The organism is Dactylosporangium sp. CA-139066, assembly GCF_050936175.1.
GTDB lineage: Bacteria > Actinomycetota > Actinomycetes > Mycobacteriales > Micromonosporaceae > Dactylosporangium.
The window spans coordinates 124,177-149,431 of record NZ_JBNJNH010000001.1 but is presented as its reverse complement, the minus strand read 5'-3'; the positions used below and the strand labels follow the sequence as shown (position 1 = coordinate 149,431).

The following is a 25,255-nucleotide window of genomic DNA, read 5'->3' as shown; positions in this document are numbered from 1 at the left end:
TTAGCAATTTACGAGTACAGCAACAGGCCCGATCACAACCCGGCAACGGGCGTGGTGGCGTGGTCGGGGTGCTCGGTCGGCGGCCGGTGCTGGAGGTGGTGGCGGGCGTAGCTGATGGCGCTCGGTGTATCGGGGAAGACGTGGCCGGCCTCGCGCAGCCGGTCGGCGATGCCGAGCGCGGTCAGGACCCGGTCGTGGTGGTCGGCGATGCCGGACAGGAGCACGGTGACGCCGCGCCGGCGCAGGCGGGTGATGGCGTCGCCGAGGACGCTGGCGCCGGTGGCGTCGATGGTCGTGACGCGGGACATCCGCAGGATCACGACCCGCACGTCGCTCACGTCGGACAGTTGGATCAGGAACTGGTGCGCGGCGGCGAAGAAGAGCGGGCCGTCGAGCCGATAGGCGACGATGTGCTCGGCGAGCAGCCGCAGCTCTTCGGCCGAGTGATCGGCGGGATCGAGCGGTACCTGCTCCATGCGGACGGTGCGGGCCACGGCGCGCAGCGCGAGGACCACGGCGACGCCGACGCCCACGGCGATGGCGGTGACCAGGTCCACGGCGACGGTCACGGCGAACGTGAGCGCCAGCACGAGGGCGTCGCGGCGGGTGGCCCGGGCCAGGGCGAGCAGCGAGCCGGCCTCGACCATGCGCACGGTCGTGGCCAGCAGGACGCCGGCCAGCGCGGCCAGGGGAATGCCGGCGACGAGCGGGCCGGCGGCGAGGACGATGCCGGCCAGGACCACGGCGTGGGTGAGCGCCGCCAGCCTCGAGCCGGCGCCGGCGCGGACGTTGACCGCGGTGCGCGCGATCGCCGCGGTGGCGGGAATCCCGCCGAACACCGGCGTCACGAGATTGGCCACGCCCTGGCCGAACAACTCCCGGTCGGGATCGTGCTGCTCGCCGACGCTCATCGCGTCGGCGACGGTGGCGCACAGCAGGCTCTCGAGCGCCGCGAGCGCGGCCACCGCGAGCGCGGAGGGCAGGAGCGTGGCGAACGCGCCCGGGTCCAGGAAGCCCAGCGACAGCGGCGGCAGCCCGGTGGGGAGGCTGCCGATCCGGGCGAGGTCGAGGCGCAAGAGGTCGGCCAGCGCGGTGGCCATGGCCACCGCGATGAGCGAGAACGGAAGCCGCGGCCGCCACCGCGCGCCCAGCAGCATGACGGCGGCGACGCCGATCGCGACGGCCGGTGCGGTGGGGTCGGGGTGGGCGGCGAACCGCACGGCCGCGTCGGCCGCGACGGCCCACACCTTCCCGCCGTGCGCGTCGAGAATCCCGAGCGCGGCCGGGACCTGCTGCAGTGCGATGACCACGGCGATTCCCGCGGTGAACCCCTCGACCACGGGAGTCGGCAGGTACCGCACGTACCGGCCGACGCGGAGCACCGCGAGGACCACGAGGATGGCACCGGCCATGGCCCCGACCATGAGCACGCCCGGGCCGCCGAACCGGGCGACGACCGGCACCAGGACGACCGTCATCGCCCCCGTCGGACCCGACACCTGCAGGTTCGACCCGCCCAGCACCGCGGCGACCGCGCCGGCGACGACCGCGGTGACCAGCCCGGCCTGCGCGCCGAGCCCGGAGGTGACGCCGAACGCCAGCGCCAGGGGCAGGGCCACGACGGCGACGGTCAGGCCGGCCAGCAGGTCCCTCCGTGGGGCGCGGCGGGCGGCGGCCCAGTCCCGGCGCCGTGGCAGCAGGCCAACGATGCGTACCGCGGCGCCGCGGACGGTTTTCGTGCGGATCGGCATGCCACCCCAGTCCCAGCGTCACTTCAATGCGAAGACTTTATCAGTTGCAAAAGTCTTCAACTCATGGCACTGGCGCGGTCGGCGCACCCGCCTCCGCGGCCCGCCGGCTGCTAGCCTTTGATGCCAGAAACCCGGCAGCGTGGTCGCGAAGGCGCGCCGAGGCATCGAGGATGCAGCGGCTTCGCGACCCCACGCGAACGAGGGATGGTGCGCGCAGGTGTCGGTGCCGTTGTACCAAGCGAAGGCGGAGATGTTCCGCACGCTCGGCCACCCTGTGCGCATCCGGGTCCTCGAGCTGCTGCAGAACGGGCCTCGCCCCGTTCGTGAGCTCCTCGCCGAGATCGAGGTCGAGGCGTCCAACCTCTCCCAGCAGTTGGCTGTGCTGCGCCGGGCCGGGATCGTCACCACCTACCGCGACGGCCCCCTGGTGATGTACGCCCTGAGCACCCCGGACATCGCGGACCTGCTCGCCGTGGGCCGGAAAATCCTCAGTTCGCTGCTCACCGACCGCGACGGCCTGCTGGTCGAGCTCCAGGCCCGCCCCGAGTAGAAGGCTCGCGACCCGGCCCCAGGCGCCGGCGCGGGATTCCTTGAGGGCCGGGGGCCGGTGCCGATGTCCGCTACGTCGTCGGTGGTGGCTTGGGAGGGCTCGTGGCGGTCTTTGCTCGTGCGGCCGGTCGGGCCGTCGCGCTCGCGTTCCGACCGGCCGCCGCGCTCGTCGGGCTGCTCCGCTACGCGCAGAAGTTCGTCGTCGTCGGGCTGGTGCTGCTGGTGCCGCTGTTGTCCGTGGCCGTGCTGTACGTCGGCGAGCAGGCCCAGGTGATCCGCGCAACGTCCCTGGAGCGGCAGGGCGTGCAGTTCATCGAGCCGCTCACGGTGCTCACCACGCACCTCGTGAACGCGCGGCACGAGGTGGTGCTGTCCGGCGGGACCGCGCGGCCGGACCCCGGGGCCGACCTCGCCGACGTCGACCGGCTCGATCAGCGGCTCGGGGGGCGGCTCGGCACGAGCGCGGACTGGCGCTCGGTGCGGCGGTCGATCGAGGCCGCCGGGAGCTCCACGGCCGAGCCGCTGGATCGGATCCGGGTGTACGACGCCGCCGCCGACGCATTGCTGGCGTTCATCGTCAAGGTCGGCGACGAGTCCGGTCTCACCCACGACCCGGGGCTGGACGCGTACTACCTCGTGCAGATCGTGCAGAACGAGCTGCCCTCGCTGCTGGACGCGGTCGGGCGGGCCACCGATCGGGCGGCGTTCGCCGACTCGCGCACGCTGTCGCCGGACGCCGACGCGTTCATCGAGCTCGGGGTGTACAGCGGCGTTGTGTCCAGCGCCCACCAGGCCATCAGGCGCGACGCACGCACCGTGGCCGCGCGCACCGGGGACGGCACCGTCCGGCGGACCGTGGAGAGCCACTTCGCGCGGCTGAACGTGGTGAGCGGGGCCTTCGTGCGGCAGCTGCAGGAGACCGTCGCCGGGCGGCGGGTCGGTGCGGCGTTCGCCAACGGGGCCGACAGCGTGCGCTCCGAGGCCACGTACTTCGCGACCGACTCGGCCACCGCGCTGGACCGGCTGCTGCAGACGCGGATCGCGACGCTCACGACGCGCAAGGAACAGGTGCAGTACGGCGCCGGGCTGGCGTGCGTGCTGGCGGTGTACCTCTTCGTCGGCTTCTATCTTTCGGTGGCGACGCCGATCCGGCGCATCGTCACCGCGCTGGGCGACGTCGCGGAGGGCGACCTGACCCGGCGCGTCAGCGTCGACACCCGCGACGAGATCGGATTCGTCGCGCGGGCGCTCAACGACACCGTCGCCCGGACCGAGGTCGCCACGCGGCGGCTCGGGCGGCAGGCCAGCCACGACACCCTGACCGGGCTGCCGAACCGGGCCACCGTGCTGCTGCGCCTGGAGCAGGCGCTCGAACGGACCCGGCGCGGCGACTGCGCGCCGATGGCGGTGCTCTTCATCGACCTCGACAAGTTCAAAATCGTCAACGACTCGCTCGGCCACCCGGCCGGCGACACCGTGCTCCGCACGGTCGCGGAGCGGCTGGCCCGCACGATGCGGCCGGACGACCTGGTGGCGCGGCTCGCCGGCGACGAGTTCCTGGTGATCGCCGAGGGACTGCAGCGACCGGACGAGGCAATCGCGGTCGCCGAGCGCATCGTCGAGGAGGTGAGCCGGCCGATCGCGATCACCACCCAGAACGGCGAGCGGGAGGTGGGCGTCGGCGGCAGCGTCGGCATCGCGTTCGCCGACGGCGCGCGCACCTCGTCGCCGGACGAGCTGCTGCGCGACGCGGACCTGGCGATGTACCGGGCCAAGGAGCGCGGCCGGGGGCGGGTGGAGGTCTTCGACGACGAGATGTACAGCGCGATCGAGTCCCGGCTGGAGCTGCAGGCCGAGTTACGCCGGGCGCTGGACGAGGACGGGATCGAGGTGCACTACCAGCCGGTGTTCGACCTCGCGGCCGGGCGCGTCGTCGCCTTCGAGGCGCTCGTGCGCTGGGACCACCCGGACCGGGGCATGGTCGACGCCCGCGAGATCGTGGCGCTGGCCGAGGAGACCGGGCTGATCGGCGCGCTCGGCGCCGCGGTGCTCGCGCGGGCGTGCCGGCAGGGCGCGGCCTGGCGCGCCGAGCGGCCGGACCTGGACGGGCTGAGCGTCGGGGTCAACGTGTCCGGGCGGCAGTTCGGGGAGCCGGGGTTCGTGGCCTCGGTCGCCGCGGCGCTCGCCGAGTCCGGGCTCGAGCCGGGCGCCCTCTGGCTGGAGATCACCGAGACCTCGATCATGGCCGACACCGCCGCCACGCGGGCGACGATCGACGCGGTGCGGGCTCTCGGCGTACACCTGGCGATCGACGACTTCGGCACCGGCTACTCGTCGCTGTCGTACCTGCGCCGCTTCCCGGTCGGGGTGATCAAGATCGACCGGTCGTTCATCGCCGGCCTCGGCGCGGACGAGACCGCCGAGGCGATCGTCGGGCTCCTCGTCGGCCTGGCCCGCGCGCTGGGCATCCACATCGTGGCCGAGGGCGTGGAGAGCGCCGCCCAGCTGGAGCGGCTCGAGCGGCTGGGCTGCCCCTTCGCGCAGGGCCGCCATCTGGCGCCACCCGCGCCCGCCGCGGAGGCGATGCGGCGGGCGACGGCGGGCGAGATCGTTGGCGCCGCATAAGCCCGTTTTGCTGGGAAATATCATGCTAGAACGGAGCCATGCGAGGCGTCCCGGTGCCCGTGGTCGGCGTGCTTACCGCGTTGCTCTCGACCGCGGGCTGCACGCAGAGCGTGGAGAGCGCGCCGCCGGCGTCGCACACCGTCAGGATCGGGTTCATCACCAAGTTCCCCGGCGATTTCTACGACACGATGGTCGGCGCGGTGCGCCAGTACGACACCGCGCACGACGACGTCGAGGTCGTCTTCGGCCAGGGTAAGAGCGGCACCGACGACGAGAGCGCGATCGGATTCGTCGACGACATGATCGCCAAGAAGGTGAACGCCATCGCGATCACGCCGACGAGCCCCAACGTGCAGAGCGCGCTGGACAAGGCGATCGCCCACGGCATCAAGGTCGTGCTGGTCGACAACGACATCCCGGCTGGACCGGCAAGTCCGCCGTCGTGGCCACCGACAACCTCGCCGGCGGCCGGCTGGCCGGGGCCTGGCTCGCCGGGCGGCTCCCGCGCGGCGCGGCGCTGGCCGTGCTGCAGGGCCGGCTCGGCAACCCGTCGCTGGACGACCGGGTCACCGGCATGAAGGACGGCCTCGGCGCCGGCTTCGACGTCATCGCCGAGGTGGCCACCGACTGCGACCGCACCAAGGGCTTCAACGCCGTTCAGGACATCCTCGCCACCCACCCCGAGGTCGCCGCCATCTACAGCGCCTGCGGCCCGCCCGCGGTCGGGGCGCTCGAGGCCGTCAAGGCGGCAAACCGGCGCTCGAGCGTCACACTGGTCGGCTTCGACGCGAGCACCGAGGAGCTGGCCGCCATCCGCTCCGGCGACCAGGCCGGCTCCGTGGCCCAGTTCCCGGCCCGCATGGGCTCGATGGGCGTCGAGGCGGCGGTCTCGGTGGCCCGCGGCCGCGCGGTGCCGGCGAAGATCGACACCGGCACCGAGATGGTCACCAGGGCCAACGTGGACGCCTTCAGGTAGCCGGGCGGCGAAGTGCTCAGGTCCGGGCGTCGCGCTCCGATTAGCGGGCTGACAAAGACCCGGACGGCAGGACGGTGCACGTGGCTGGGCTCTCCATTCTCGGGCGGATTCTGACCGCGCTGTTCGTCGTCGCACTCGCGGCGGCCGGGGTCGGGCTGCTCTCGCTGCAGCAGATGTCCAAGCTGAGCGGCGACCTGGACGACCTGCGGGTCGCGCAGAGCGCCAGCGACGAGGCGCTGCAGCGGGTGCGGGCCGCCGAGGCGCTCATGTTCCAGAACCTGTGGTCGCTGGCCGCGCAGGGCGAAGGCGCCGCCGCCCGGACGAAGGCGGCCGTCGCCGCGTCCGACGAGGTGATGGACAAGGCCCTGCAGGACTACGGCGACAGCGCCGCGAGCGCGGCGACCCGCGCCGCCGCGACCGACTTCACGAAGCAGTGGAAGCAGTTCCAGCAGGTGCGCGATGCGTTCGTGTTCGGTGCCGCCGCGCCGGCCGGGGTGTCCGTGCCGGGCGACGCCGAGGCGTTCGAGTCGATCGCGATCCGGCTCGGGGCGGGCCTGGAGCGGATCGTGCGGGCGCAGCAGGCCGACGCGCGGGCCGCGCAGGCCGTTTCGACGCACGCGTACTCCCGGGCGCGCAACATCGCCATCGGTGGCATCGCGATCGGGGTGCTCGCCGCGCTGGCTATCGGCATCTTCATCTCCCGCATGATCGCGCGGTCGCTGTCGCGGGTGTCCGAGGTGCTGAAGGCCGTGGCGGACGGGGATCTGACGCAGTCGGTTCCCCAGCAGTCGGCGCGGGAACTGCAGGCCATCGCCGAGTCGGTGAACACCGCCACCGGCAGCCTGCGCGAGACCGTGTCGGCGCTCGCGAAGAGCTCCGAAGTACTCGGCGGGACCTCGAGCCAGCTCAGCACGAGCAGCGACGCGCTCAGCGTGGGGGCCGAGCACGTCAGCGCGCAGGCCGAGCGGGCCACCGCGACCGCGTCGTCGGTGTCCGAGAACATCGGCACGATCGCGGCGGCGGCCGAGGAGATGAGCATCTCGATCCGGGAGATCGCCTCGACGACCCTCGAAGGCACGAAGATGGCGAGCCAGGCGGTCGACGTCGCCGAGTCCACGAGCCGGACGATGGCGCGCCTCGGCGAGTCCAGCCAGCAGATCACGCAGATCGTCGAGATCATCACGTCGATCGCCAAGCAGACCAACCTGCTCGCGCTCAACGCCACGATCGAGGCCTCGCGGGCCGGGGAGGCCGGGCTCGGCTTCGCCGTGGTGGCCGGGGAGGTCAAGGACCTGGCGCAGGAGACCGCGCGGGCCACCGAGCAGATCTCGCAGCAGGTCGGCGCGATCCGCACCGAGTGCGAGGAGGCGGTGTCCGCGATCGCCTCGATCACGTCGATCATCGGGCACGTCAACAACTTCCAGGCGACCATCTCCGCGGCGGTCGAGGAGCAGTCGGCCACCAGCCTGGAGATGAGCCGCAACGTCTCGATGGCGGCGACCGGCAGTACCGAGATCGCACACGACATCGAGGCGATGACGGTGACCGCCCGGAGTTCGGCCGACTCGTCCTCGCACAACCGGCGGTCCGCGGCCGAACTCGCGGCGTTGGCCGGCGACCTGCAGCACATGGTCGCCCGGTTCCGCATCTGATCGGCTGGGGGTACCGAAATGGCAAGGATTGTGTTGGGGCTGGCGCTCGCCGCCGTCATGGCGGCCTCGGGGTGCACCGAGAGCATCTCCGCGCCCGACCGGAAGGTGACGCTGACCGTCGACACGTTCGGCAAGTTCGGCTACGACGACCTGTTCAAGCAGTACGAGCAGGCACACCCGGGCATCACCATCAAGAGCCGCGTGGTCGAGAACCTCGACGCGTACTGGCCGAAGCTCAACGTGTACCTCGCGGCGGGCAGCGGCGCCGGTGACGTCGTGGCGATGGAGGAGGGCGTCATGCCCTTCTACAAGGGCCAGGCGGAGAGCTTCGTCGACCTCGCGCAGTACGGCGCCGGAAAGATGCAGGCGGACTTCCTGCCCTGGAAGTGGGCGCAGGGCACCCTCGACAACGGCAAGATCGTCGGGCTCGGGACCGACATCGGCGGCCTGGCGATGTGCTACCGCAAGGACCTGTTCGCCAAGGCCGGGCTGCCGTCCGACCGCGACTCGGTCTCGAAGCTGTGGCCGACCTGGGACGCGTTCCGGCAGACCGGCCTGAAGTTCAAGGCGGCCAACACGGGCGCGGCGTTCGTCGACTCGCCCGACCAGATCCTGATCGCGGGGATGTCGCAGGCCGCGGCGAGCAACGACAACCTGACGTACTTCGACCGCAACGACAAGCTCATCATCGAGACGAGCCCGGCGGTGAAGACCGCCTGGAGCGAGGCGACGAGCATCGTCGCGGCCGGCCTCAGCTCGAAGATCGTGACCTGGACCGACGCGTGGCACGCCGGCTTCCGCGACGGCACCTTCGCCACCACCGCCTGCCCGAGCTGGATGCTGGGCATCATCGAGGACGGCGGCGGCCCGCAGAACAAGGGCAAGTGGGACGTGGCCGCGATACCGGGCGGCGGCGGCAACTGGGGCGGCTCGTTCCTCGCCGTGCCGGTGCAGAGCAAGCATCCGCGCGAGGCCGCCGACCTGGCGATGTTCCTCACCTCGCCGCCCAGCCACGTCGCCGCGTTCAAGGCGGTCGGCGCCCTGCCGTCCGACGTGAAGTCGCTGCAGGACCCGGGCTTCCTGGCGCTGACCAACCCGTACTTCGGCGACGCGCCGGTCGGCAGGATCTTCGGCGAGGGCGCAATGAAGATCCAGCCGATGTACGTCGCCGTGCGCCACCGGCCGGTCGCCGAGTCCACGCAGGCGGCCCTGGACGCCTACGTGGCCGGCAAGATCTCCGCGGACGAGGCCTGGCAGCAGGCGGTCGCCGCCGCCAAGCGCAAGGCGGTCTAGCGTGGGCCGCCGGCCCACGGGGGTGGGCCGGCGGCGACACGGGTCAGGCTTTCTTCAGGGACGACATCCAGCTCCGCAGCTGGCGGACCTGGCGGTCGAGCTCGCCACGGGCCTCGCTGGTGCCCGCGGCGGGCGAACCGGCGATCGCGGTGATCCGGTTGAGCGACGTGCCGGCGGCGTTGTAGTCCTGCCGCAGGTAGGCCGCCTGGGCGTCGTCGAGCAGTGCGGCGGCGGCCGCGGCGGACTCCGGCGTCAGGGTGCCGGCCGAGGCGCCGGCGGTGATGAACGTACGGGTCTGCCGGAAGGTCGAGCAGTTGGCGTCGATCTGCCCGGCCGTCCAGTTGATGCCGGCCAGCAGGATCTGGGTGAACGGGTCGCGGCCGTACTGCGCCCGGTCGTGGCCGAGAATGAGTGAGAACTCACGGCCGCCGTCGTACTCCTGGCACCACGCGATCGGGTGGTCTCCGCCCATCAGCGGCAGCGGGTTGTTCGCGGCGTTGCCGCTGTTGAGGCTGCGCCGGTAGGACTCCTCGTCGAGGCTCAGCAGCGTGTGCACCTCGGCCCGCGGGTTGTGGTCGAAGTTGTACAGCTCGTCGATGGTCAGCCAGGTCTTCGGCAGGTGCGCCGTGGCCGGGTTCGTGGCGTCCTCGGTGTTGACCCGCACGTTGATGCAGCTGCCACAGGTGCCTTCGCCGTTCTGACCGCCCGGGTGGTTGGTGAACCACGCGCCGACCAGGTCGCGGTACCAGGGAACGTTGTGAATCGCGTCGGACGCGCCGTGCAGCGCGACGTATCCGCCGCCGGCCCGGATGTACTCCTGGAACGCGGCCAGCTCGGCGGCGTTGAGCGCGTCCGCGCTCGCCGGGCTGTTGGCGTTGGTCCCGTCGACCGGCGAGGAGAAGATGATGGTCTTGTACTTCGCGAGGTCGGCGCCCGAGGTGAACGGCGTGCTCGCCAGCGACGCCGGGGCCAGGCGCGGGTCCCAGATGTCGACGTCGAACCCGTACCGCTGACCCCACTGCTGCACGAGCAGGGCAGAGTCCGGGATGTGGTCGTGCCGGAAGCCCTTGGTGGCCGAGAAGTACAGGACCCGGAACTTGGCCCCGGGGAAGTTGGTCGACGCTGCGAGCGGAACGGCGGCCGGAATGGGGTCAGGCCCGACGGCGGGCGTGACGATCATGCCGGTCTCCGGGTCGGCCGGCAGCTCGCCGGCGACCTGCTGCTGCAGGTAGCGGGCGTCGCCGACGAGCGTGTCCCGGACCGGGCCGGGCTTCGTCGCGCCCTGCGCGGCGGCGACGAACTGGTTGAGGGCTCGCTTCGCCTGGTTGGCGTTGCCCGCCTCGGCGAGGCTCGCCGCCTCCGCCAGCTTGGCGCGCAGGTCGGCCGCGGGGCCGGCATCGATCGTGCCGGCGGTCGCGAAGCCGTCGAGGAGGGTGCCCAGCTCGCCGAACGACGTGGTCACCACGAACGTCTGGTCGAACCGCGCCGCGTTGCCGGCCGCGTCGCTGGCCACCACGCTGATCGTGTGCGCGCCCGTGGACAGGGTCGAGGTGCGCACCGGCAGCGGGGTCGTCTCGGTCTGGTCGATCCACATCTTCTGGATGAAGACGCCGCCGGAGCCGGGAGCGGGGTCGGTCCGGGTCGGGATCAGCGTGGCGGTGTGGCCCACCTTCCCGGCGACGATGCCGGGCCAGCTGACGACCGGGGCGACGGTGTCGATCCGCACGGTGATGGTGCGGGTGGCCTCGACCGAGTTGTCACCGCTCACGGCGCGGTACCCGACCGTCGTGGAGCCCTGCTGCGTGATCTGCACCGACCCGGCCAGCGTGCCCGGGTAGGGGGCGCCGGCGGACACCGCGGTCTGGAAGGGCGCCGCGTTGCCGAGGCGGTACTCCAGGCGCTGTACGCCGCCGGAACCGTCGGTCGCGGACAGGTTCAGCGTGACCGGCCCCCGGTACCAGTTGTTCGTGCCGGTCGCGACCGCCGGGGTGAGCGTGGCCGGGGTGCTGGTCGGCGCCGCCCAGGCCGAGGCGGCGAGGACGAGCGACCCGACGGACACCGACGCGGCCGGCAGAGCGAAGGCGACCAGGCCGCGGAGCAAACGTCGACCGGGTTCGCCGGCCGTGCGGGCGGATACGCCTAATCGTTGACTGGACATGCAGGTCCTTCCAGTTCCGTGATGGGACGCGCAGGCACGACTCGACGAGCGAGGCGCGGGTGGCTCGCTCGTCGAGTCGCTGCCTGAGGCGTCCGGGGGTGTGGGGTGTTGGGTGAGAGAACGATGACGCTGAGCGATCGATCGGTTCGGCGAATCGTATCGCAGTACAAAAGTAAGTGGTACTTCTAACTAACTTTCGTCTGTTTTGACGAAAGTTTCCCGCTAGTTGGCTGAAAGCCAGGCGGCAAGATCGCATAACAAGGAGCAGGGCCACGATCGCCGTGACCCTGCTCGACTCGGCAACGCGAAGCGCCTCAGGCCGCGAAGGCCTTGACCTCCAGGAGGCCCACCGAGCTGACGCCGTTGGACTGCAGCACGACCCGCAGCCGAGCGGTGCCGACCTGGGTGAAGGTCACCGTGATGTACGCGTTGGCAGTGACCGGGTAGCCGCTCGCGCCCGGCACGTCGGCGTAGGCGGAGCCGGTCCAGTACTGCAGCTTCCAGCTCGACGGCACGTCGATGCCCTGGTTGTCGTCGAACAGGTACACCTGCGCCCGCTTCAGCGTCTGGGCGCTCGGCCACTGCAGCTCGGCCCACTGCTGGCCGCTGTTGGGCCACGTGCCCCAGCGCGGATTCACCGTGTCGTTCGACGACGGCGGGTCGATGCCGTCGTTAATGGCCGCCACCGACTCCCACGGCGACGTGTACGAGGCCGACGGGGTCGCCGAGCGGGCCAGGTTGGCGTCGGGCTGCGGGTTGCCGCCGCCGCCCGTTCCCTTGATGAGGAACAGGTTGTCCGCCACGTTGTAGTACTGCGCCAGGTACGACCCGGCCGGCGGGTTGGTGTTGTAGTAGTCGTCGTGGTTGCAGTCCAGCCGGTCGTCGTGGGACCGGTCGGCGCACACCGTGCGGACCGTGACGCTGGGGTCGTCCTTGTAGCACATGACGTCCCACTCGTCGGTGCAGTGCCCGAAGCCGGAGGCGTTCGGGGCGTTGTTGTTGACCGCGCCGAGCGTGTGGCCGAGCTCGTGCGCGGCGACGCCGGCGACCCAGCAGCCGTTGTCCGCGCGGGCGTACTCCGGACCGGTGTTCGACCGGTTGGCGTCGCTCTTGCGGGTGTCCCCCGCCAGCCCGCCGATGCCGCAGTACACATTGGCGTCGACGAACTGCAGGTACTTGCGGTCGGTGCGGGTGTACCCGGCCGCCTTGACGGCGTTGAGCAGCGGCGCCCAGTCGTTGGCGTTCAGGGCGGAGTCGGCGATCTGCACGTCGCGCACGACCGGGCGGCAGGCGCCGTTGACGGTCTCGGTCACGTACCGCACGTGCCGCTCGCCGCCGGTCTCCTTCGCGCTCTCGTTGAAGATCGTGTCGACGCCCTCGGCCAGCGAGCGGAACGTCTCCAGGTACTGCGTGTAGCGGCTGGTCGAGCCGTGGACGTACAGGACCTCGACGCGCCGGCCGCTGGTGCTGTCGCCCTCGCACACGGCGAGCGACTGCACGGCCGCGGCGGCGGACGCGGGCGCGGCGGCCAACGCGGGCACGCGCGACTTGACCGACAGCCCGGCGGGCGGCGCGTCGGGCCCGTGCGTGCACATGACGGGGCTGGTGCCCTTGACCTCGAGCAGGCCCGGACCGCAGGGCCCGGCGGCGCGGCGCTGCAGCCCGTCGTACACGAGCCCCTTCGCCGGCTCGTTGGCCGGCAGCACGGCCCGGTCCCCCGCGAACGCGGTACCGGCGAAGATGCCGGCGCCGATGAGGCCGAGGGCGGCCACGGCACCGATGACGATGCGGGCGGATCTTCGCATGATTGAGCTCCCCTCCAGAGCCGAAATCCTTTTCGGCACGGTGGCAGGCTCAATTGTCGAACGTCAATGCTTGTGACAGGCTGTGCCAGAGATTTAAGCGCAAGCAAAAGTCCGAAAACTTTTCAGACCAGCTGCTGGCCGCCGTCAATGTCATAGGTCGCGCCGGTGACGGCGGTGTTGGCCATCAGGTGTACGGCGAGGGCGGCCACGTCGGCCGGGCCGACCACGCGGCCGATCGGCAGCATGGTGCGCAGCTGCTCGCGGCGGCGCTCCAGGTCGTCGCCGAGGAGGCGCGCCGACAGCTCGGTGTCGACGAAGCCCGCGGCGACGAGGTTGACCCGGGCCGGGGCCAGCTCGATAGCGAGGTTGGCGACGAGCGCCGGCATCGCCGCGGTCAGCGCGCCGGGCAGCAGCAGCCCGGGACCGGGCCGGCGGCCTCCGGTGCCGCCCATGAACAGCAGGGAGCCGGCGGGCCGCAGGCGCCCGGTGACCGCGAGGGCCAGGTGCAGCGGCAGCCACAGGTGCTCCTCGACGAGGCGGCGGGCCCGGTCGAGATCGAGGTCGGCCAGGCGGGCGTAGTAGTTGCCGCCGGCGGTGACCATCACGTGGTCGACCGGGTCGCTCAGGCCCGCGAAGAACCGCTGCAGCGCCTCGGGATCCGTGGCGTCGAAGGCCGCGGTGGCGGCGGCGCCGACCTCGTCGGCCGCGCGGGCCAGGCGCTGCGGGTCGCGGCCGACGATGACGACGTCCGCGCCGGCCGCCCGGGCGCGCCGCGCCGTCTCGAGCCCTATGCCGCCGCTGCCGCCCAGCACGACCACGACCTGCCCGGCCAGTTCCGACATGCGCCTCAGCCTAGGTACGGCGCGGCGCCCGTCCGTCCACCTTGGAGGGTGAGACCGCCGCCTCAGCCGACGCCGGCCCGCTGGCGCTCGGGCTCGATCACGCCCACGACGCGCTCCCGGTCGCGGGCGTACGGCCCACCCGTGTGCTTCATGCACAGCGCATCGACGATCTCCCAGGCCTCGTCGCCCTCGAGCCACTCGACGAGCCGCCCGCGGATGGCGACCGGCGTGAACGGGTCGTCGACGGGCGCGATCGACAGCGCCAGGCGGGGGTCGCGGCGCAGGTTGCGGGCCTTGCGCATCCCCGGCCCGGTGAGGAACACGATGTGCTCCCCGCGGGCGCCGACCCAGACCGGGACGACGTGCGGCGCGCCGTCGGGCAGGATCGTGGCGAGGTGGGCGATGGAGACGCCGTCGAGCACGCGGCGCACTTCGGGGTCGAGCATGGCGGTTCTCCTTCAGCGGGGGTTGTCGGCGCGCCACGCGACGTAATCGGCGACCGCCGCGGCGACGTCGCAGGCCGGCTCGAAGCCCGTCTCCTCGGTGAGCCGGGTGGGCACATCGATCTCGACCCCGCCGGAGGGCAGGCTTCGCTGCACGTAGGCCTTCTCGGCGGTGCGCTGAGTCCACACCGTGCGCACCACGCCGGCCAACTCCGCCCGCGGCGGCCGCTCGACATACGCCTCCATCGCGGGTCATCCTCCCACTCCCCCACGGCCCCGCCGGGGAGTGATAGGGTTCGTACATGCGTTCGAATGTGCTGTTCAGCCCGTTCCTCAACCTGCCCCGGCCCGTCTCCGGCGTCCGCATCATCGCGGGGGACGCCGCCGTCGGCCAGGCCTGCTACGACCCGGCGACATTCGCCGACGCGACCACGCTGGTCGAGGGCTTCGGCTCGAGCGCACCCCCCGTCGACGCCCGCGCCCGCGCACTGCTGCGGATGGTGTGGCCGAGCACCGTGGCGCAGGCCCGGCTGCAGTGGTCCCGCCGGTTCACGCCCGCCGCGGACGTCGAAGACCTGGTGGCGTCCGTGGTCGGCATCCCGCCGGCCACCTTGCGCGCCGCGGTGACCCGCTCGGCCGAGGCGTCCCGCACCCGCGACAACGACTTCGCGCGCGCCGCAACCCCGATGGCCGTGCTCCACGAGGCGGTCGGCTTCGCGGTGCGCGCCCGCGCAAGCTCGCCGAGCGGCACCGAAACCGTGCTCGACGAGCTGCTGTTCTGGCGCGGCCTCGGGCGCGAGCGCGTGTCGCTGGACGAGGTGTCCGCGCTCGTGACCGCCCTGACGGCCGCCGCCTGGGACGCGACGCACACCGCCCCGCAGCCGAGCCGAAGCCTCGGCTGGCTTCGCGTTACGACGCAGGCCGTCGTGCTGGACGGCGAGACGATCCCGGCCGGCGAGCACTGCCTGCTGCTCGTCGATGCCGCGGAGCCCGCCGACCGCCCCGCCCGGCCGGCACTGCAGACGCTGCGCTGGCTGTCACCCGGCTCGCCCAACGGCGCCGGCGCCACGTTCGCCCGCCTGGCCCACGACGCGATGCGCAAGGAGCCGAGCAAGACGGCGGCCGCGTGACGCTGCCGCCGTTCGCAGCAGACGCGCGCCCGCCCATGATCCGTGCCGCCAGCGGCCATCGTGGATGGCCGCTCTCCTCGCCGGCCGCGTCGATCATCCGAGCGACAGCCGCCTCCACCGCTTCGATCATCCGAGCGACAGCCGCCTCCACCGCTTCGATCATCCGAGCGACAGCCACCTCGACCGCTTCGTGCTCCACCCGCGCAGCCTCATCACCACCGCCGGGGCGTCGTGCGCGGGACAACGACGGTGGTGATCGGCCGGTAGACTGAGATAGCCCGAAGCGAATCGTCGACAAAGGCGAGCCGGAGGTGCGTTGATGGGGCTTTCCACCTACACATGCGAAAGCTGCGAGCGCCGAGTCAAGGAGCCGTTGCAGGAAAGCATTCTCGGCCGGAAAGTATGCGCCGAATGCTCACGAGCAACGCTGTTGGGGGCGGGCGTCACCGTGATGACCGGAGACCGAGGAGCCGGCGCCGGCGTGTGGTCGATGCTGATGCGGAAGGTACGTCGCAGCGGTGAGTAGCGCCGCGTCCCCGCCGGGCCGCGTGAGCTAAGCAGCAACGACCGCGATGACTGACGAGGCCGGGATCGGGCCATTGCAGGCCGAGTCCACCGAGACGGCGCGCGAGTCGCCCAGCACGAACAGCTGGTCGGCCGGGACCCGAACCTCCCCGAAGCGGCGGCCTCCACAGTGGACCGTGCGGTCGAGCGGGGCGTTCTCGCCCACGTACGGCTCGGGCAGCCCCGCGCCGTTCACCGCCACCCGGCCCTGGTCATCGCAGCACGCGACCGTCTCGCCGCCGAGGCCGACGACCCGCTTGATGCGCACGTCCGCCTTGCCGCCCGGCCACGACAACGGGGCGTGGAACACCACGATGTCGCCGCGCTTGGCGGCGTACCCCGACTTCGGCACGGGCTGGGCGGTCACCGTGGTGCCGGCCTTCAGCGCCGGCGCCATGCTGTCCCCGTCCACGCGATAACGCGTCGCACCGTTCGGCGAGCCACATCCGGCGAGCACGCGCGCCGGCGCGGCCGCCGTCGCCGAGGCGCGGAGCAACGCCGTCGTCATCCTCACCCGGCGGATTCTGCCGAGCATCGAGCGGCGCCGCTACCCCGCGGGCGTGGGCCGCTCGCGCGAGCACCACCAGGTCACCAAACCCCGGCGCATCGGGGCGCGGGCACCGGCCGTCGCCCGCTCCACCGGCGTGGCCGCGGCCAGCGTCAGCGCCTTCAACATCGGCAGCCACTGGCCGGTGGCGATGACCATCGGCTGAGCGAGAAAGCAGCACCGGGGCGCGTCCGCTACTGCGAGGCCGCCCCCTTCGGCGTGGCCGCGGCCAGCGTCAGCGCCTTCAACATCGGCAGCCACTGGCCGGTGGCGATGACCATCGGCTGAGCGAGAAAGCAGCACCGGGGCGCGTCCGCTACTGCGAGGCCGCCCCCTTCGGCGTGGCCGCGGCCAGCGTCAGCGCCTTCAACATCGGCAGCCACTGGCCGGTGGCGATGACCATCGGCTGAGCGAGAAAGCAGCACCGGGGCGCGTCCGCTACTGCGAGGCCGCCCCGTTCGGCGTGGCCGGCTGCTCGCGCGAGCACCACCAAGTCGTCCGGCCGCCGACCACGCCGCGGTGCATCGGGGCCCGGCAGCGCGGGCACCGGCCGTCGGCGTGGCGGAACGGGACCACCGTCAGCGTGTGTACGCCGCCGCCGGCCACGGCTTGCCCCACCGACGCGACCACGGCCCGGCGCAGGCGGTCCACCTCGGCGCGGGAGAGACCGTCCACCGGGCGCGCCGGGTTGAGCTTCGCCCGCCACAGCGCCTCGTCGGCCAGCAGGTTGCCGACACCGGCGATGGCCTCCTGGTCCAGCAGGCGCGCCTTCACGGGCGCCGAGCCGCGCGCCATGAGAGCCCGGAACTCGGCCAGGCCGACGTTCAGGGCATCCGGGCCCAGGCGCTCGACGGGCGGGTCCAGGCGCACGCGGCCCAGGCGGCGCGGGTCGACCAGGAGGATGGCCGTGCCGTCGGTGAAGCGCAGGGCGAAGCGCGTGAAGCGGTGGTCGCCGCGCGGGCGGCCGCGCTGCCAGTAGTCGCCGCCGTCGGTCTCCTCGCCGTCGCGGTCGACGAAGACGATCTTGCCCGACATGCCCAGGTGGATGCCGAGCGTCGGGCCGGGCGTGTCGCACCACATGCTCTTGCCGCGGCGGTTCGCCGCCGTCAGCTCCAGGCCGGCCAGCGCCGCGCGGATCTGGCCGGGGGCGTGCGGGCGGCAGACGTACGTGTCCGAGTCGTCGACGTCCGCGATGGTGCGGCCGAGCGCGTGGCGCTGCAGGACCAGGCGCGCGGACTCGACCTCCGGCAGCTCGGGCATGAGACCTCCAGACGGGCTAACGAACGGGGAAGGCGGCGCACTCGCCGTCCCACACCTCGGCGGCCGCGGACAGGTGGGCGGGGCTCAACGTGAAGGGCACGTAGAAGTCGAATATGTCGCCCGCGGCGAAGTGGGGGCGCGACTCAAGCGAGAAGTGCACGCGGATCACCACGCGGGCCGGGGTGTACGACTCCTGGCTCCACGCGACGTTGGGCTCGGTGAAGTGCAGCAACTCGTCCTCCACGGGGCCGGCCGACGCGGCGTGGAGCCAGCGGGCCAGGCTGCGGGCCTCGGACGTGGTCAGGCACGGGTCGCGGAACGTCCACGTGTCGCCGGCCGCGGTGCGCACGGCGCCGCCGACGATCAGCCAGTTGGCGTCCCAGTCGGTGCCGGGCGGGCCGGACGCCGGCCGGCCGGGGAACTGGTACGCGGCCAGGCCCAGCGCCAGCGACGCGCCGTCGCTCGAGTGCAACATCACCCGGCAAGAATGCCAGGATTGCGGGCGTGGAGGAGCTGCCTGTCGCCGCCGTGCTCGGGGATGTCGTCGCGGCCGTGCGGGGCGGGGCGGGCGTGCTCGTGGCGCCGCCCGGGACCGGCAAGACCACGCTCGTGCCGATGGCGCTGGCCGACGGGCTCGGGGAGCGCGTCGTGGTGGCCGAGCCGCGGCGGATCGCGGCGCGGGCGGCCGCGCGGCGCATGGCCCAGCTGCGCGGGGAGCGGGTCGGGCAGAGCGTCGGCTATTCGGTACGCGGCGATCGGCGCGTCGGCCGCGAGACGCGGGTCGAGGTGGTCACGACCGGGCTGCTCGTGCAGCGGCTGCTGGCCGACCCGGACCTGCCCGGCGTCGGCGCCGTCATGATCGACGAGTGCCACGAGCGGCACCTCGACACCGACCTCGTCACCGCGTTCCTCGTCGAGGCGCGCGAGACGCTGCGGCCCGAGCTCGGGCTGCTGGCCGCCTCGGCGACCGCCGACGTGGCCCGCCTGCGCGCCGTGCTCGGCGCGACGGTCGTCGAGACGGCCGACCCGCTGTTCCCGATGGAGGTGCGCTGGGCGCCGCCGGGGCGGACCGAGATCGTGGAGCATGTCGCGCGCACCGTCCGGGCGGCGTGGCGGGAGACGGAGCACGACATCCTGGTGTTCGTGCCCGGCGCCTGGGAGATCGAGAAGGTACGCCGGAGCATCCCCGACATCCCCACCGTGCCCCTGCACGGGCGGCTCCCGGCCGCGGCCCAGGACGAGGCCCTCACCCCGGCCGGGCACCGCCGGGTCATCGTCGCGACCGCCGTGGCCGAGAGCAGCCTCACCGTGCCCGGCGTGCGGGTCGTCGTGGACTCGGGGCTCGCCCGGGTGCCGCGCATCGACCTGGCCCGCGGGCTCGGGTCGCTCGCGACCGTGCGGGTGTCGCGGGCCGCGGCGGCGCAGCGGGCCGGGCGCGCGGCGCGGGAGGGCGCCGGCGTGGTGTACAAGTGCTGGTCCCCGGCCGACGACGAGCGCCTCCCGGCCCAGCCCGAGCCCGAGGTGCACACGGCCGAGCTGACCGGGTTCGCGCTGGCGCTGGCCTGCTGGGGCAGCCCGGGCGGGCAGGGGCTGGCGCTGCCGGACGCGCCGCCCGAGGCCGCGATGCGCGTCGCGACGCAGACGCTGCGGGCGCTCGGGGCGGTCGGCGAGGACGGGCGGGCGACCGAGCGCGGGCGGCGCATCGCGCGTGTGGGCGCCCACCCGCGGCTGGCCCGGGCGCTGCTGGACGGGGCGCCGATCGTCGGCGCGCGCAACGCGGCCGAGGTGGTGGCCGTGCTGGCCGAGGACTCCCACCCGTCGGACGACGTCGCGGCGGTGCGGCGGACCACGGACCGGTGGCGGGCGGAGGCCGACCTGCTGTACCGCATGATCGAAAACCCGGTCGAGCGCCGCACGAGCGCCGACCGCGCGGCCGGCATCATCGCCGGGCTGGCCTACCCGGAGCGGATCGCCCGGCGGCGGCGCGACGCCTACCTGATGGCCGGCGGCACCGAGGCCGAGCTCGCGGCCGGCTCGCCGCTGGCCGGGCACCCCTGGCTCGCGATCGCCACCGCCGACCGCCCGTCCGGCCGGGTCAACGCGCGCATCCGGCTCGCCGCGGCGATCGACGAGGACATCGCGCGCGAGGCGGGCGCCGCGCTGCTCTCCACTGTCGATGAGGCCTCCGCTTCGGGTGTACGCCGGGTCGAGCGCCTCGGCGCCATCGTGCTCTCGGAGCGCATGGTGGGCGCGGCGCCGGCCGAGCTGGCCGCGGCCGCGCGCCGGGAGCGGCTGCGGCGCGAGGGCGTGCCGTGGACTCCGCTGCGCCACCGGCTGGCCTTCCTGCACCGCGCGGTCGGCGCGCCCTGGCCCGACGTGAGCGACGAGCCGCTGGCCGAGTCCATGGCGGACGGCGCCGACGTGCACACCGCGCTGCAGGCCCGGCTGCCGTGGCCGGCCGCGAAGGACCTCGACCGGCTCGCGCCCGAGCGGCTCACCGTGCCGAGCGGGTCGGCCGTGCGGCTGGACTACGCCGATCCCGAGGGGCCGGTGCTCGCGGTCAAGGTGCAGGAGATGTTCGGGCTCGAACGGACGCCGGAGGTCGGCGGGCGGCCGGTCCTGCTGCACCTGCTCTCCCCCGCCGGCCGCCCGGTCGCCGTCACCCGCGACCTGGCGTCGTTCTGGCGCACCGGCTATCCGCAGGTGCGCGCGGAGCTGCGCGGCCGTTATCCGCGTCACCCCTGGCCGGAGAACCCGGCGACCGCGCCGCCGACCCGGCGCGCGAACCCCCGCCGCTGAGCACGGTCACCCGCGGCCTCACCCGTTCGGCACCGGCCAGGCCCGGACGCTGGAGGCAGGACGAGGGAGGCTGCGTATGAGAGACGACCTGCCAACGCTGGCCGCCGAGGCGTACGGCTACGGCTATCCCCTGCTGCAGGACCTGCAGGCCGTCGGCACCGCGACGGTCTTCAATGCGTTCGCGCACCAGCGCAGCGTGCCCGACACCCCCAACGCCAACCCCGACGTGCTGTACTCCACCGCCCAGCTCGACCTGTCCGGCGGCCCGCTGTGGCTGCGCGTGCCGGACACCGGCGGCCGCTACCACGTGGTCCAGTTCATCGACGCGTGGACGGACAACTTCGCGTACGTCGGCAGCCGAACCACCCGCGACGAGGAGCGCGAGTTCCTGCTCGTCCCGCCCGGCTGGGCGGGCCGCGAGGCGCCGGCCGCCGAGGTGATCCGGGTGCCGACGATGATCGCCACGCTCATCGCCCGCTTCGGTGCCGGCCCGGGCGTCCACGCGCTGCAGGACGGGCTGGCGATCGAGCGCATGTACCCGCAGATCCCCCTCGACGGCCTGCCGCACCCGCAGGCCGGCGTCCCCGACGACCTGCTCTTCCTCGAGACGCTGCGAAGGAGCCTCGCGGCGTTCCCGCCCTCGCCCGCCGAGCGGCGTTACCAGCGGCGCTTCGAGCCCCTCGGGCTGTTCGACGGGGGCAACTCGCCGTACCCGACCATGCCCCGCGACCAGCGCACCGCCATCCGCGAGGGCCTCGAGCGCGGCCGGGAGGCGCTGGAGGAGGCCGCGACCACGGACCACGCCGCGCTGGTCAACGGCTGGACGAACGACCTGCACGCCTACGACTACAACCTGGACTACTTCGAGGTCGGCACCGTCGACGCTCCCCAGTGGACGGTCCCCGACCGGGATGCCGCGCACCGCCTGCGCGCGGTCGCGGCCCGCACGCGGCTGTGGGGCAACCACGCGTACGAGGCGGCGTACCCGACCGTGCACAAGGACCGCGACGGCGCCCGGCTGATCGGCAAGCGCAACTACACGCTGCGGCTGGACCCGCCGCCGCCCGCGAGCGACGGCTGGTCCGTGTCCGCCTACGACACCGCGACGTCCCGCCTGGGGCCCGGCCGGTCGCTCGGCTCCGGCGACCTGCGGGCCGGCCCGGACGGCTCCGTCACGATTCATCTGGGACCCGACCGGCCCGCGGATGCGGCGGCGAACTGGCTTCCCACGCCCGAGGGCGAGTTCCATCCGGTGCTGCGCATCTACGGGCCGGCCGAGCCGTACCTGCAGGGCGAGTACGCGCTGCCGCCGCTGGTGCCGGCGTAGCCCCGGTCAGGGGGCGGCCAGCGCCTCCGTGGGGGCCAGGCGGGCGGCCCGCACCGCCGGGTAGAGGCCGGCGATCGCGCCGATGACGAGCGTCGCGGCGACCCCGCCGGCGGTCACCCAGGCCGGCACGATGGTCGGCCACTCGCGCACGGTGGCGTACACGGCGGTCACCGCGATGCCGATCGTCACCCCGCCTACCCCGCCCAGGGCCGACAGCAGCAGCGACTCGGAGAGGAACTGCAGCAGGATCTGCGACCGGGTGGCGCCCAGCGCGCGGCGCAGGCCGATCTCGGCGCGCCGCTCGAGCACCGAGATGACCATCGTGTTGGCCACGCCGACGCCGCCGACGAGCAGCGCCACCGCGCCCAGGCCGAGCAGCAGGCCGGTGAACGTCTTGTCGGTCGCCTGGCGCGCGGCGAGCGCGTCGGAGGGGCGCGAGACCTTCACCTCGTTGGGCGCCTGCGGGTTGGCGGTGGCGCCGAGCACGGCCTGGACCGCCTCGACGTAGGCGTCCTTCGAGCGGGTGTACACCGTCGTCGGGTGCCCGTCGAAGCCCGCGTAGTCCTTCGCCGCGTCCCAGCCGACGAGGGCCGAGGAGTCGATCTCGGGCGCCAGCGGCACCTCGGCCAGGATGCCGATGACCGTGAACCAGCGCTGGTGGATGTAGATCTGGACGCCGTCGTTGACGCCGTCGATGCCGAGCCGGCGGGCCGCGGCCGCGCCGAGGACGACGGCCGGGTACTTCGCCGTGGCCGCGTTGAGCCAGACGCCGTCGGCGACCTTGCCGCCGACGGTGCCCAGCAGCCCGAGCTGGGCGGCGCGCAGTGCGATCGCGTTGGTCTGGCCGGCCGGGACGCGATCGGTGCGGTACACGTGCACGTCGCTCACCTTCCCGGTGGCCGCGACCTGGGTGACCGGGCCGATCCGGCTGATCATCTCGACGGCCTCGTCGGGCAGCGTGGCGTTGCCACCGAAGATGTCGTTGCCGGGCGAGACGGTGAGCATGTTGGTGCCGAGCGCGGCCAGCTGCCGGTCGAGCTCGGCCCGGCTCGACGAGGAGATCCCGACGACGGCGGTCATCGCGGCGATGCCGATCGCGATGCCCAGCGCCGACAGGAACGCCCGCATGGGCCGCGTGCGCAGGCCGGCCCCGCCGACCCGCAGGACGTCACTGAGGAACAGCCGAGCGGGCGTCAACGGCGCCGTCATCGCAGACCACCTCCCCGTCGCGCATGCTCACCTGGCGCGGCAGGCTCGCCGCGATCTGCTGGTCGTGCGTGATGACGAGGATCGTGGTGCCGCCGTGGTTGAGCTCGCTGAGCAGCTGCATCACGCCGGCCCCGGACGCGGAGTCCAGGTTGCCGGTCGGCTCGTCGGCGAGCAGGATGGCCGGCCCGCCGACGACGGCCCGGGCGATCGCCACCCGCTGTTTCTCGCCGCCGGACAGCTCGTGCGGCATGTGGTCGAGCCGGTCGCCCAGCCCGACCCGCACGAGCGCGTCCTCGGCCATCCGGCGCCGCTGCGCGCGGGACGGCCCGGCGTACAGCAGCCCGTCGGCGACGTTGTCCAGCGCGGGACGGCCGGGCGCCAGGTGGAACTGCTGGAACACGAAGCCGATGCGCCGCGCGCGCAGCGCCGACAACTGCCGGTCGCGCAGGCCGGCCACCTCGTGCCCGTCGATGCGCACCGCGCCCGCCGACGGGCGGTCCAGCGTGCCGATGAGGTGCAGCATCGTGCTCTTGCCCGACCCGGACGGCCCGACGATGGCGACGAACTCCCCCGCCTCGACGGTCAGGCTCACGTCGCGCACGGCAACGACGCCGCCGGGGTACTCCTTGCGCACCGACTCGAGCTCGACGACGCTCATCCGGGCATCCCCACGACCGTGCCCTCGCCGATCCCGTCGCCGGAGACCTCGACCTTGCCGGCGGCGAACAGGCCGAGCTCGACCGCGACGATCCTCGTGGCGCCGTTCTCCACGACCTGGACGCCGTAGCCGCCCTCGGACAGAGCCAGAAGCGCCTGCACCGGTACGGCGAGGACGTTCTCCTTCCGGCCGGCGGTGAACCCGACGGTGACCGTCATCTGGTCGAGCCCGTCGAACGCCTTGGCGTCGTCGGGCGTGATCGTCGCGCGGTACTTCGTCTCCGCCGGCGTGTTCCCCGAGGCCGGCTGGATGACGGTCTGCACCGTCGTGATCTTCGCGGCCACGCTCCGGCCGTCGGGCATCTTCACCGTGACCGCGCTGCCGGACTTGGCCAGCCGCTGGTCCTCGACGTCGAGGTCGACCGTGACGACGGCGGTGGTGTTGGTGTACGTCAGGATCGCCCCGCCGGCCGCGTCACCGACCTCGGCCTTGTGCTCGTTGACCCGCACCGCACCGAGCGCGTAGACGACCCGGCCGGCCTCGACCGAGCCGGTCTTCGTCAGCCCGAGGTCGCCCTGCCACTTGCGGACCGCGGCCGCCGTCGACGCCGTGAACTTCTCGTCCACGGTGAAGCCGGTGTACCCCAGGTCGGCCAGATTCTGCTCGAGCTGCCGGACGTCGGGCCCCTCGTCGCCGGTGGCGAGGTTGCGGTACGACGGCAGCGTCCCGTAGAGGAGCACCACCGGCGCGTTGTCGACCCGGTAGATCGCCTGTCCGCGCTGGACGGTCGCGCCGGCCGCGGGCACCTCGGTGAGCGTGCCGGCGCCGCGCCCGGCGAGGGTCCGGGTGTCGCCGTGGCCGAGCTTGCCCGACTCGTTCTGGGTGTCGACGAGCGTCTGCCTGGTCACCTTCGCCGTCTTCGGCGGCAGCGTCGAGTGGGTGCCGGCGTCGCTGCCCCGGTCGGGCAGCCCGAACCCGGCGGCCGCGGCCGCGCCGACGGCGGCCACCGCGGCGACGCCGAACACGACCCGCCCCGCGCGCCCGCGCCTCCTGCTTCTGCTCATGCCGTTGCGCCCCCGTTTTCGGCGTGCTCCTGGGTCTGCGGGCCATCCCCGCCCTCGGCGCCCTCGCCGCCCTTGGGCTTGGGCTGGTACTGCTCGCAGGCCTTCTCCGCATCCTTGAACGGCTGGCTCCGCGGGTCGATCCCGAGCTTGTCGCCGTCGATCATGAGCCCGCCGTTGTCCTGCGGGTCCGGGAAGTCCTTGATCCCGTGGTCGCGCATGCACTGCGAGAACTTGCGCAGCTGTTCGGCCTGGGCCGGGTCGAGCTTCGGCGGCTGCCCGCCGTTGGGCATGTACTGCTTGCACTCGGCGTTGGCCGCGTCGACCTTCGATTTGTCCGTGCCCTCCGGGATCATGATGCTGATCCCGTTGCCCTCGAAGTTCGGGTCGTCCATCGGGATGCCGTGGTCGCGCATGCACTGGGCGTACCTCAGCGACGACTCCTGGTCGTCCTTCGGGTTGTGCGGCGCGCTGTCGGTCGCGCTCGCGCTCGGCTTCGCCGTGCTCGCCGACGCCACCCCGTCGTCCCCGCCCGGGCCGCGGGCGCAGCCGGCCACCGGCAGCAGCATCAGCAGGGCGGCGGCGAGCCCTGTCCGGAATCGCATG

At 73.2% G+C, this 25,255-nt stretch carries 23 protein-coding genes; 10 read left to right on the top strand and 13 right to left on the bottom strand.

Annotated features, from left to right (window positions below; translation table 11 throughout):
* Nucleotides 1-32: 32 nt before the first annotated feature.
* On the bottom strand, nucleotides 33-1,751 hold the full coding sequence (locus tag ACQEVU_RS00695; protein WP_433318901.1) for a SulP family inorganic anion transporter: 1,719 nt from the start codon (nucleotides 1,749-1,751) through the stop codon (nucleotides 33-35).
* 217 nt (nucleotides 1,752-1,968) lie between these two features.
* Between ACQEVU_RS00695 and ACQEVU_RS00690 the strand changes: the two genes are divergently transcribed.
* The 6 genes from ACQEVU_RS00690 to ACQEVU_RS00665 all read left to right on the top strand — a co-directional run bounded on the left by ACQEVU_RS00690 (nucleotide 1,969) and on the right by ACQEVU_RS00665 (nucleotide 8,846).
* The gene (locus tag ACQEVU_RS00690; protein WP_433318898.1) at nucleotides 1,969-2,301 is read left to right on the top strand and encodes an ArsR/SmtB family transcription factor; all 333 of its coding nucleotides are present in this window, start codon (nucleotides 1,969-1,971) and stop codon (nucleotides 2,299-2,301) included.
* Nucleotides 2,302-2,402: 101 nt separating this feature from the next.
* Complete coding sequence (locus tag ACQEVU_RS00685; RefSeq protein ID WP_433318895.1) at nucleotides 2,403-4,925, top strand: putative bifunctional diguanylate cyclase/phosphodiesterase; 2,523 nt, start codon at nucleotides 2,403-2,405, stop codon at nucleotides 4,923-4,925.
* A 53-nt stretch (nucleotides 4,926-4,978) separates the two neighbouring features.
* Complete coding sequence (locus ACQEVU_RS00680) at nucleotides 4,979-5,503, top strand: sugar ABC transporter substrate-binding protein (RefSeq protein WP_433318891.1); 525 nt, start codon at nucleotides 4,979-4,981, stop codon at nucleotides 5,501-5,503.
* Entirely contained in the window at nucleotides 5,398-5,901 is a 504-nt protein-coding gene (locus ACQEVU_RS00675; protein ID WP_433334736.1) for a sugar ABC transporter substrate-binding protein, read from the top strand. Before ACQEVU_RS00680 ends, ACQEVU_RS00675 begins: the two co-directional genes overlap by 106 nt.
* An 80-nt stretch (nucleotides 5,902-5,981) precedes the next feature.
* A complete protein-coding gene (locus ACQEVU_RS00670; protein WP_433318888.1) occupies nucleotides 5,982-7,553 on the top strand; it encodes a methyl-accepting chemotaxis protein in 1,572 nt (523 codons plus the stop codon).
* 18 nt (nucleotides 7,554-7,571) lie between these two features.
* Entirely contained in the window at nucleotides 7,572-8,846 is a 1,275-nt protein-coding gene (locus tag ACQEVU_RS00665; protein WP_433318885.1) for an ABC transporter substrate-binding protein, read from the top strand.
* Nucleotides 8,847-8,889: 43 nt separating this feature from the next.
* On the opposite strand, the gene ACQEVU_RS00660 is transcribed toward ACQEVU_RS00665, so the two are convergent.
* The 5 genes from ACQEVU_RS00660 to ACQEVU_RS00640 form a co-directional block, all read right to left on the bottom strand.
* Nucleotides 8,890-10,947, bottom strand: a complete 2,058-nt coding sequence (locus ACQEVU_RS00660; RefSeq protein ID WP_433318882.1) for a ThuA domain-containing protein — start codon at nucleotides 10,945-10,947, stop codon at nucleotides 8,890-8,892.
* A gap of 371 nt (nucleotides 10,948-11,318) precedes the next feature.
* On the bottom strand, nucleotides 11,319-12,809 hold the full coding sequence (locus ACQEVU_RS00655; protein WP_433318879.1) for a hypothetical protein: 1,491 nt from the start codon (nucleotides 12,807-12,809) through the stop codon (nucleotides 11,319-11,321).
* Nucleotides 12,810-12,931: 122 nt separating this feature from the next.
* Nucleotides 12,932-13,651: an SDR family oxidoreductase gene (locus ACQEVU_RS00650; protein WP_433318876.1), complete on the bottom strand. Its 720-nt coding sequence runs from the start codon at nucleotides 13,649-13,651 to the stop codon at nucleotides 12,932-12,934.
* A 62-nt stretch (nucleotides 13,652-13,713) separates the two neighbouring features.
* Nucleotides 13,714-14,097 (bottom strand): TIGR03618 family F420-dependent PPOX class oxidoreductase, encoded by a 384-nt coding sequence (locus tag ACQEVU_RS00645; protein ID WP_433318873.1) that lies wholly within the window; start codon nucleotides 14,095-14,097, stop codon nucleotides 13,714-13,716.
* Nucleotides 14,098-14,109: 12 nt separating this feature from the next.
* On the bottom strand, nucleotides 14,110-14,340 hold the full coding sequence (locus ACQEVU_RS00640; RefSeq protein WP_433318871.1) for a hypothetical protein: 231 nt from the start codon (nucleotides 14,338-14,340) through the stop codon (nucleotides 14,110-14,112).
* 56 nt (nucleotides 14,341-14,396) lie between these two features.
* Here ACQEVU_RS00640 and ACQEVU_RS00635 point away from each other — a divergent pair, with 56 nt between their 5' ends.
* Nucleotides 14,397-15,224 (top strand): hypothetical protein, encoded by an 828-nt coding sequence (locus ACQEVU_RS00635; RefSeq protein WP_433318868.1) that lies wholly within the window; start codon nucleotides 14,397-14,399, stop codon nucleotides 15,222-15,224.
* Nucleotides 15,225-15,777: 553 nt separating this feature from the next.
* Here ACQEVU_RS00635 and lepB read toward each other — a convergent pair.
* Nucleotides 15,778-16,296, bottom strand: a complete 519-nt coding sequence (lepB, locus tag ACQEVU_RS00630) for a signal peptidase I (protein WP_433334734.1) — start codon at nucleotides 16,294-16,296, stop codon at nucleotides 15,778-15,780.
* Nucleotides 16,297-16,348: 52 nt separating this feature from the next.
* Between lepB and ACQEVU_RS00625 the strand changes: the two genes are divergently transcribed.
* Complete coding sequence (locus tag ACQEVU_RS00625) at nucleotides 16,349-16,501, top strand: hypothetical protein (RefSeq protein WP_433318865.1); 153 nt, start codon at nucleotides 16,349-16,351, stop codon at nucleotides 16,499-16,501.
* Nucleotides 16,502-16,773: 272 nt separating this feature from the next.
* On the opposite strand, the gene ACQEVU_RS00620 is transcribed toward ACQEVU_RS00625, so the two are convergent.
* Both ACQEVU_RS00620 and ACQEVU_RS00615 read right to left on the bottom strand, forming a co-directional pair.
* Nucleotides 16,774-17,595 carry an Fpg/Nei family DNA glycosylase gene (locus tag ACQEVU_RS00620; RefSeq protein ID WP_433318863.1) on the bottom strand — a complete coding sequence of 274 codons (822 nt, stop codon included), beginning with the start codon at nucleotides 17,593-17,595 and terminating at the stop codon, nucleotides 16,774-16,776.
* A gap of 16 nt (nucleotides 17,596-17,611) precedes the next feature.
* Nucleotides 17,612-18,070 (bottom strand): WapI family immunity protein, encoded by a 459-nt coding sequence (locus tag ACQEVU_RS00615; protein WP_433334732.1) that lies wholly within the window; start codon nucleotides 18,068-18,070, stop codon nucleotides 17,612-17,614.
* A 29-nt stretch (nucleotides 18,071-18,099) separates the two neighbouring features.
* On the opposite strand from ACQEVU_RS00615, the gene hrpB reads away from it, so the two are divergent.
* Nucleotides 18,100-20,394 (top strand): ATP-dependent helicase HrpB, encoded by a 2,295-nt coding sequence (gene hrpB / locus ACQEVU_RS00610; protein WP_433318860.1) that lies wholly within the window; start codon nucleotides 18,100-18,102, stop codon nucleotides 20,392-20,394.
* Between the two features lie 76 nt (nucleotides 20,395-20,470).
* Nucleotides 20,471-21,721: a DUF1254 domain-containing protein gene (locus tag ACQEVU_RS00605; RefSeq protein ID WP_433318857.1), complete on the top strand. Its 1,251-nt coding sequence runs from the start codon at nucleotides 20,471-20,473 to the stop codon at nucleotides 21,719-21,721.
* Nucleotides 21,722-21,727: 6 nt separating this feature from the next.
* Here the strand turns inward: ACQEVU_RS00605 and ACQEVU_RS00600 are convergent, their stop codons facing one another.
* The 4 genes from ACQEVU_RS00600 to ACQEVU_RS00585 are packed head-to-tail and all read right to left on the bottom strand — an operon-like array spanning nucleotide 21,728 to nucleotide 25,254.
* Nucleotides 21,728-22,930, bottom strand: a complete 1,203-nt coding sequence (locus ACQEVU_RS00600; protein ID WP_433318854.1) for an ABC transporter permease — start codon at nucleotides 22,928-22,930, stop codon at nucleotides 21,728-21,730.
* A complete protein-coding gene (locus ACQEVU_RS00595) occupies nucleotides 22,890-23,588 on the bottom strand; it encodes an ABC transporter ATP-binding protein (RefSeq protein ID WP_433318851.1) in 699 nt (232 codons plus the stop codon). Before ACQEVU_RS00595 ends, ACQEVU_RS00600 begins: the two co-directional genes overlap by 41 nt.
* On the bottom strand, nucleotides 23,585-24,652 hold the full coding sequence (locus ACQEVU_RS00590; RefSeq protein WP_433318848.1) for a peptidoglycan-binding protein: 1,068 nt from the start codon (nucleotides 24,650-24,652) through the stop codon (nucleotides 23,585-23,587). Before ACQEVU_RS00590 ends, ACQEVU_RS00595 begins: the two co-directional genes overlap by 4 nt.
* Entirely contained in the window at nucleotides 24,649-25,254 is a 606-nt protein-coding gene (locus ACQEVU_RS00585; RefSeq protein WP_433318846.1) for a hypothetical protein, read from the bottom strand. The genes ACQEVU_RS00590 and ACQEVU_RS00585 overlap by 4 nt, the downstream gene beginning before the upstream one ends.
* Nucleotide 25,255 lies beyond the last annotated feature (1 nt).

Coding starts and splice junctions, on each gene's coding strand:
- ACQEVU_RS00695 (WP_433318901.1), bottom strand. CDS start 1,751: ATGCCGATCCGCACGAAAACCGTCCGCGGCGCCGCGGTACGCATCGTT.
- ACQEVU_RS00665 (WP_433318885.1), top strand. CDS start 7,572: ATGGCAAGGATTGTGTTGGGGCTGGCGCTCGCCGCCGTCATGGCGGCC.
- ACQEVU_RS00655 (WP_433318879.1), bottom strand. CDS start 12,809: ATGCGAAGATCCGCCCGCATCGTCATCGGTGCCGTGGCCGCCCTCGGC.
- ACQEVU_RS00650 (WP_433318876.1), bottom strand. CDS start 13,651: ATGTCGGAACTGGCCGGGCAGGTCGTGGTCGTGCTGGGCGGCAGCGGC.
- ACQEVU_RS00645 (WP_433318873.1), bottom strand. CDS start 14,097: ATGCTCGACCCCGAAGTGCGCCGCGTGCTCGACGGCGTCTCCATCGCC.
- ACQEVU_RS00640 (WP_433318871.1), bottom strand. CDS start 14,340: ATGGAGGCGTATGTCGAGCGGCCGCCGCGGGCGGAGTTGGCCGGCGTG.
- ACQEVU_RS00635 (WP_433318868.1), top strand. CDS start 14,397: ATGCGTTCGAATGTGCTGTTCAGCCCGTTCCTCAACCTGCCCCGGCCC.
- lepB (WP_433334734.1), bottom strand. CDS start 16,296: ATGACGACGGCGTTGCTCCGCGCCTCGGCGACGGCGGCCGCGCCGGCG.
- ACQEVU_RS00620 (WP_433318863.1), bottom strand. CDS start 17,595: ATGCCCGAGCTGCCGGAGGTCGAGTCCGCGCGCCTGGTCCTGCAGCGC.
- ACQEVU_RS00615 (WP_433334732.1), bottom strand. CDS start 18,070: ATGTTGCACTCGAGCGACGGCGCGTCGCTGGCGCTGGGCCTGGCCGCG.
- ACQEVU_RS00605 (WP_433318857.1), top strand. CDS start 20,471: ATGAGAGACGACCTGCCAACGCTGGCCGCCGAGGCGTACGGCTACGGC.
- ACQEVU_RS00600 (WP_433318854.1), bottom strand. CDS start 22,930: ATGACGGCGCCGTTGACGCCCGCTCGGCTGTTCCTCAGTGACGTCCTG.
- ACQEVU_RS00595 (WP_433318851.1), bottom strand. CDS start 23,588: ATGAGCGTCGTCGAGCTCGAGTCGGTGCGCAAGGAGTACCCCGGCGGC.
- ACQEVU_RS00590 (WP_433318848.1), bottom strand. CDS start 24,652: ATGAGCAGAAGCAGGAGGCGCGGGCGCGCGGGGCGGGTCGTGTTCGGC.
- ACQEVU_RS00585 (WP_433318846.1), bottom strand. CDS start 25,254: ATGCGATTCCGGACAGGGCTCGCCGCCGCCCTGCTGATGCTGCTGCCG.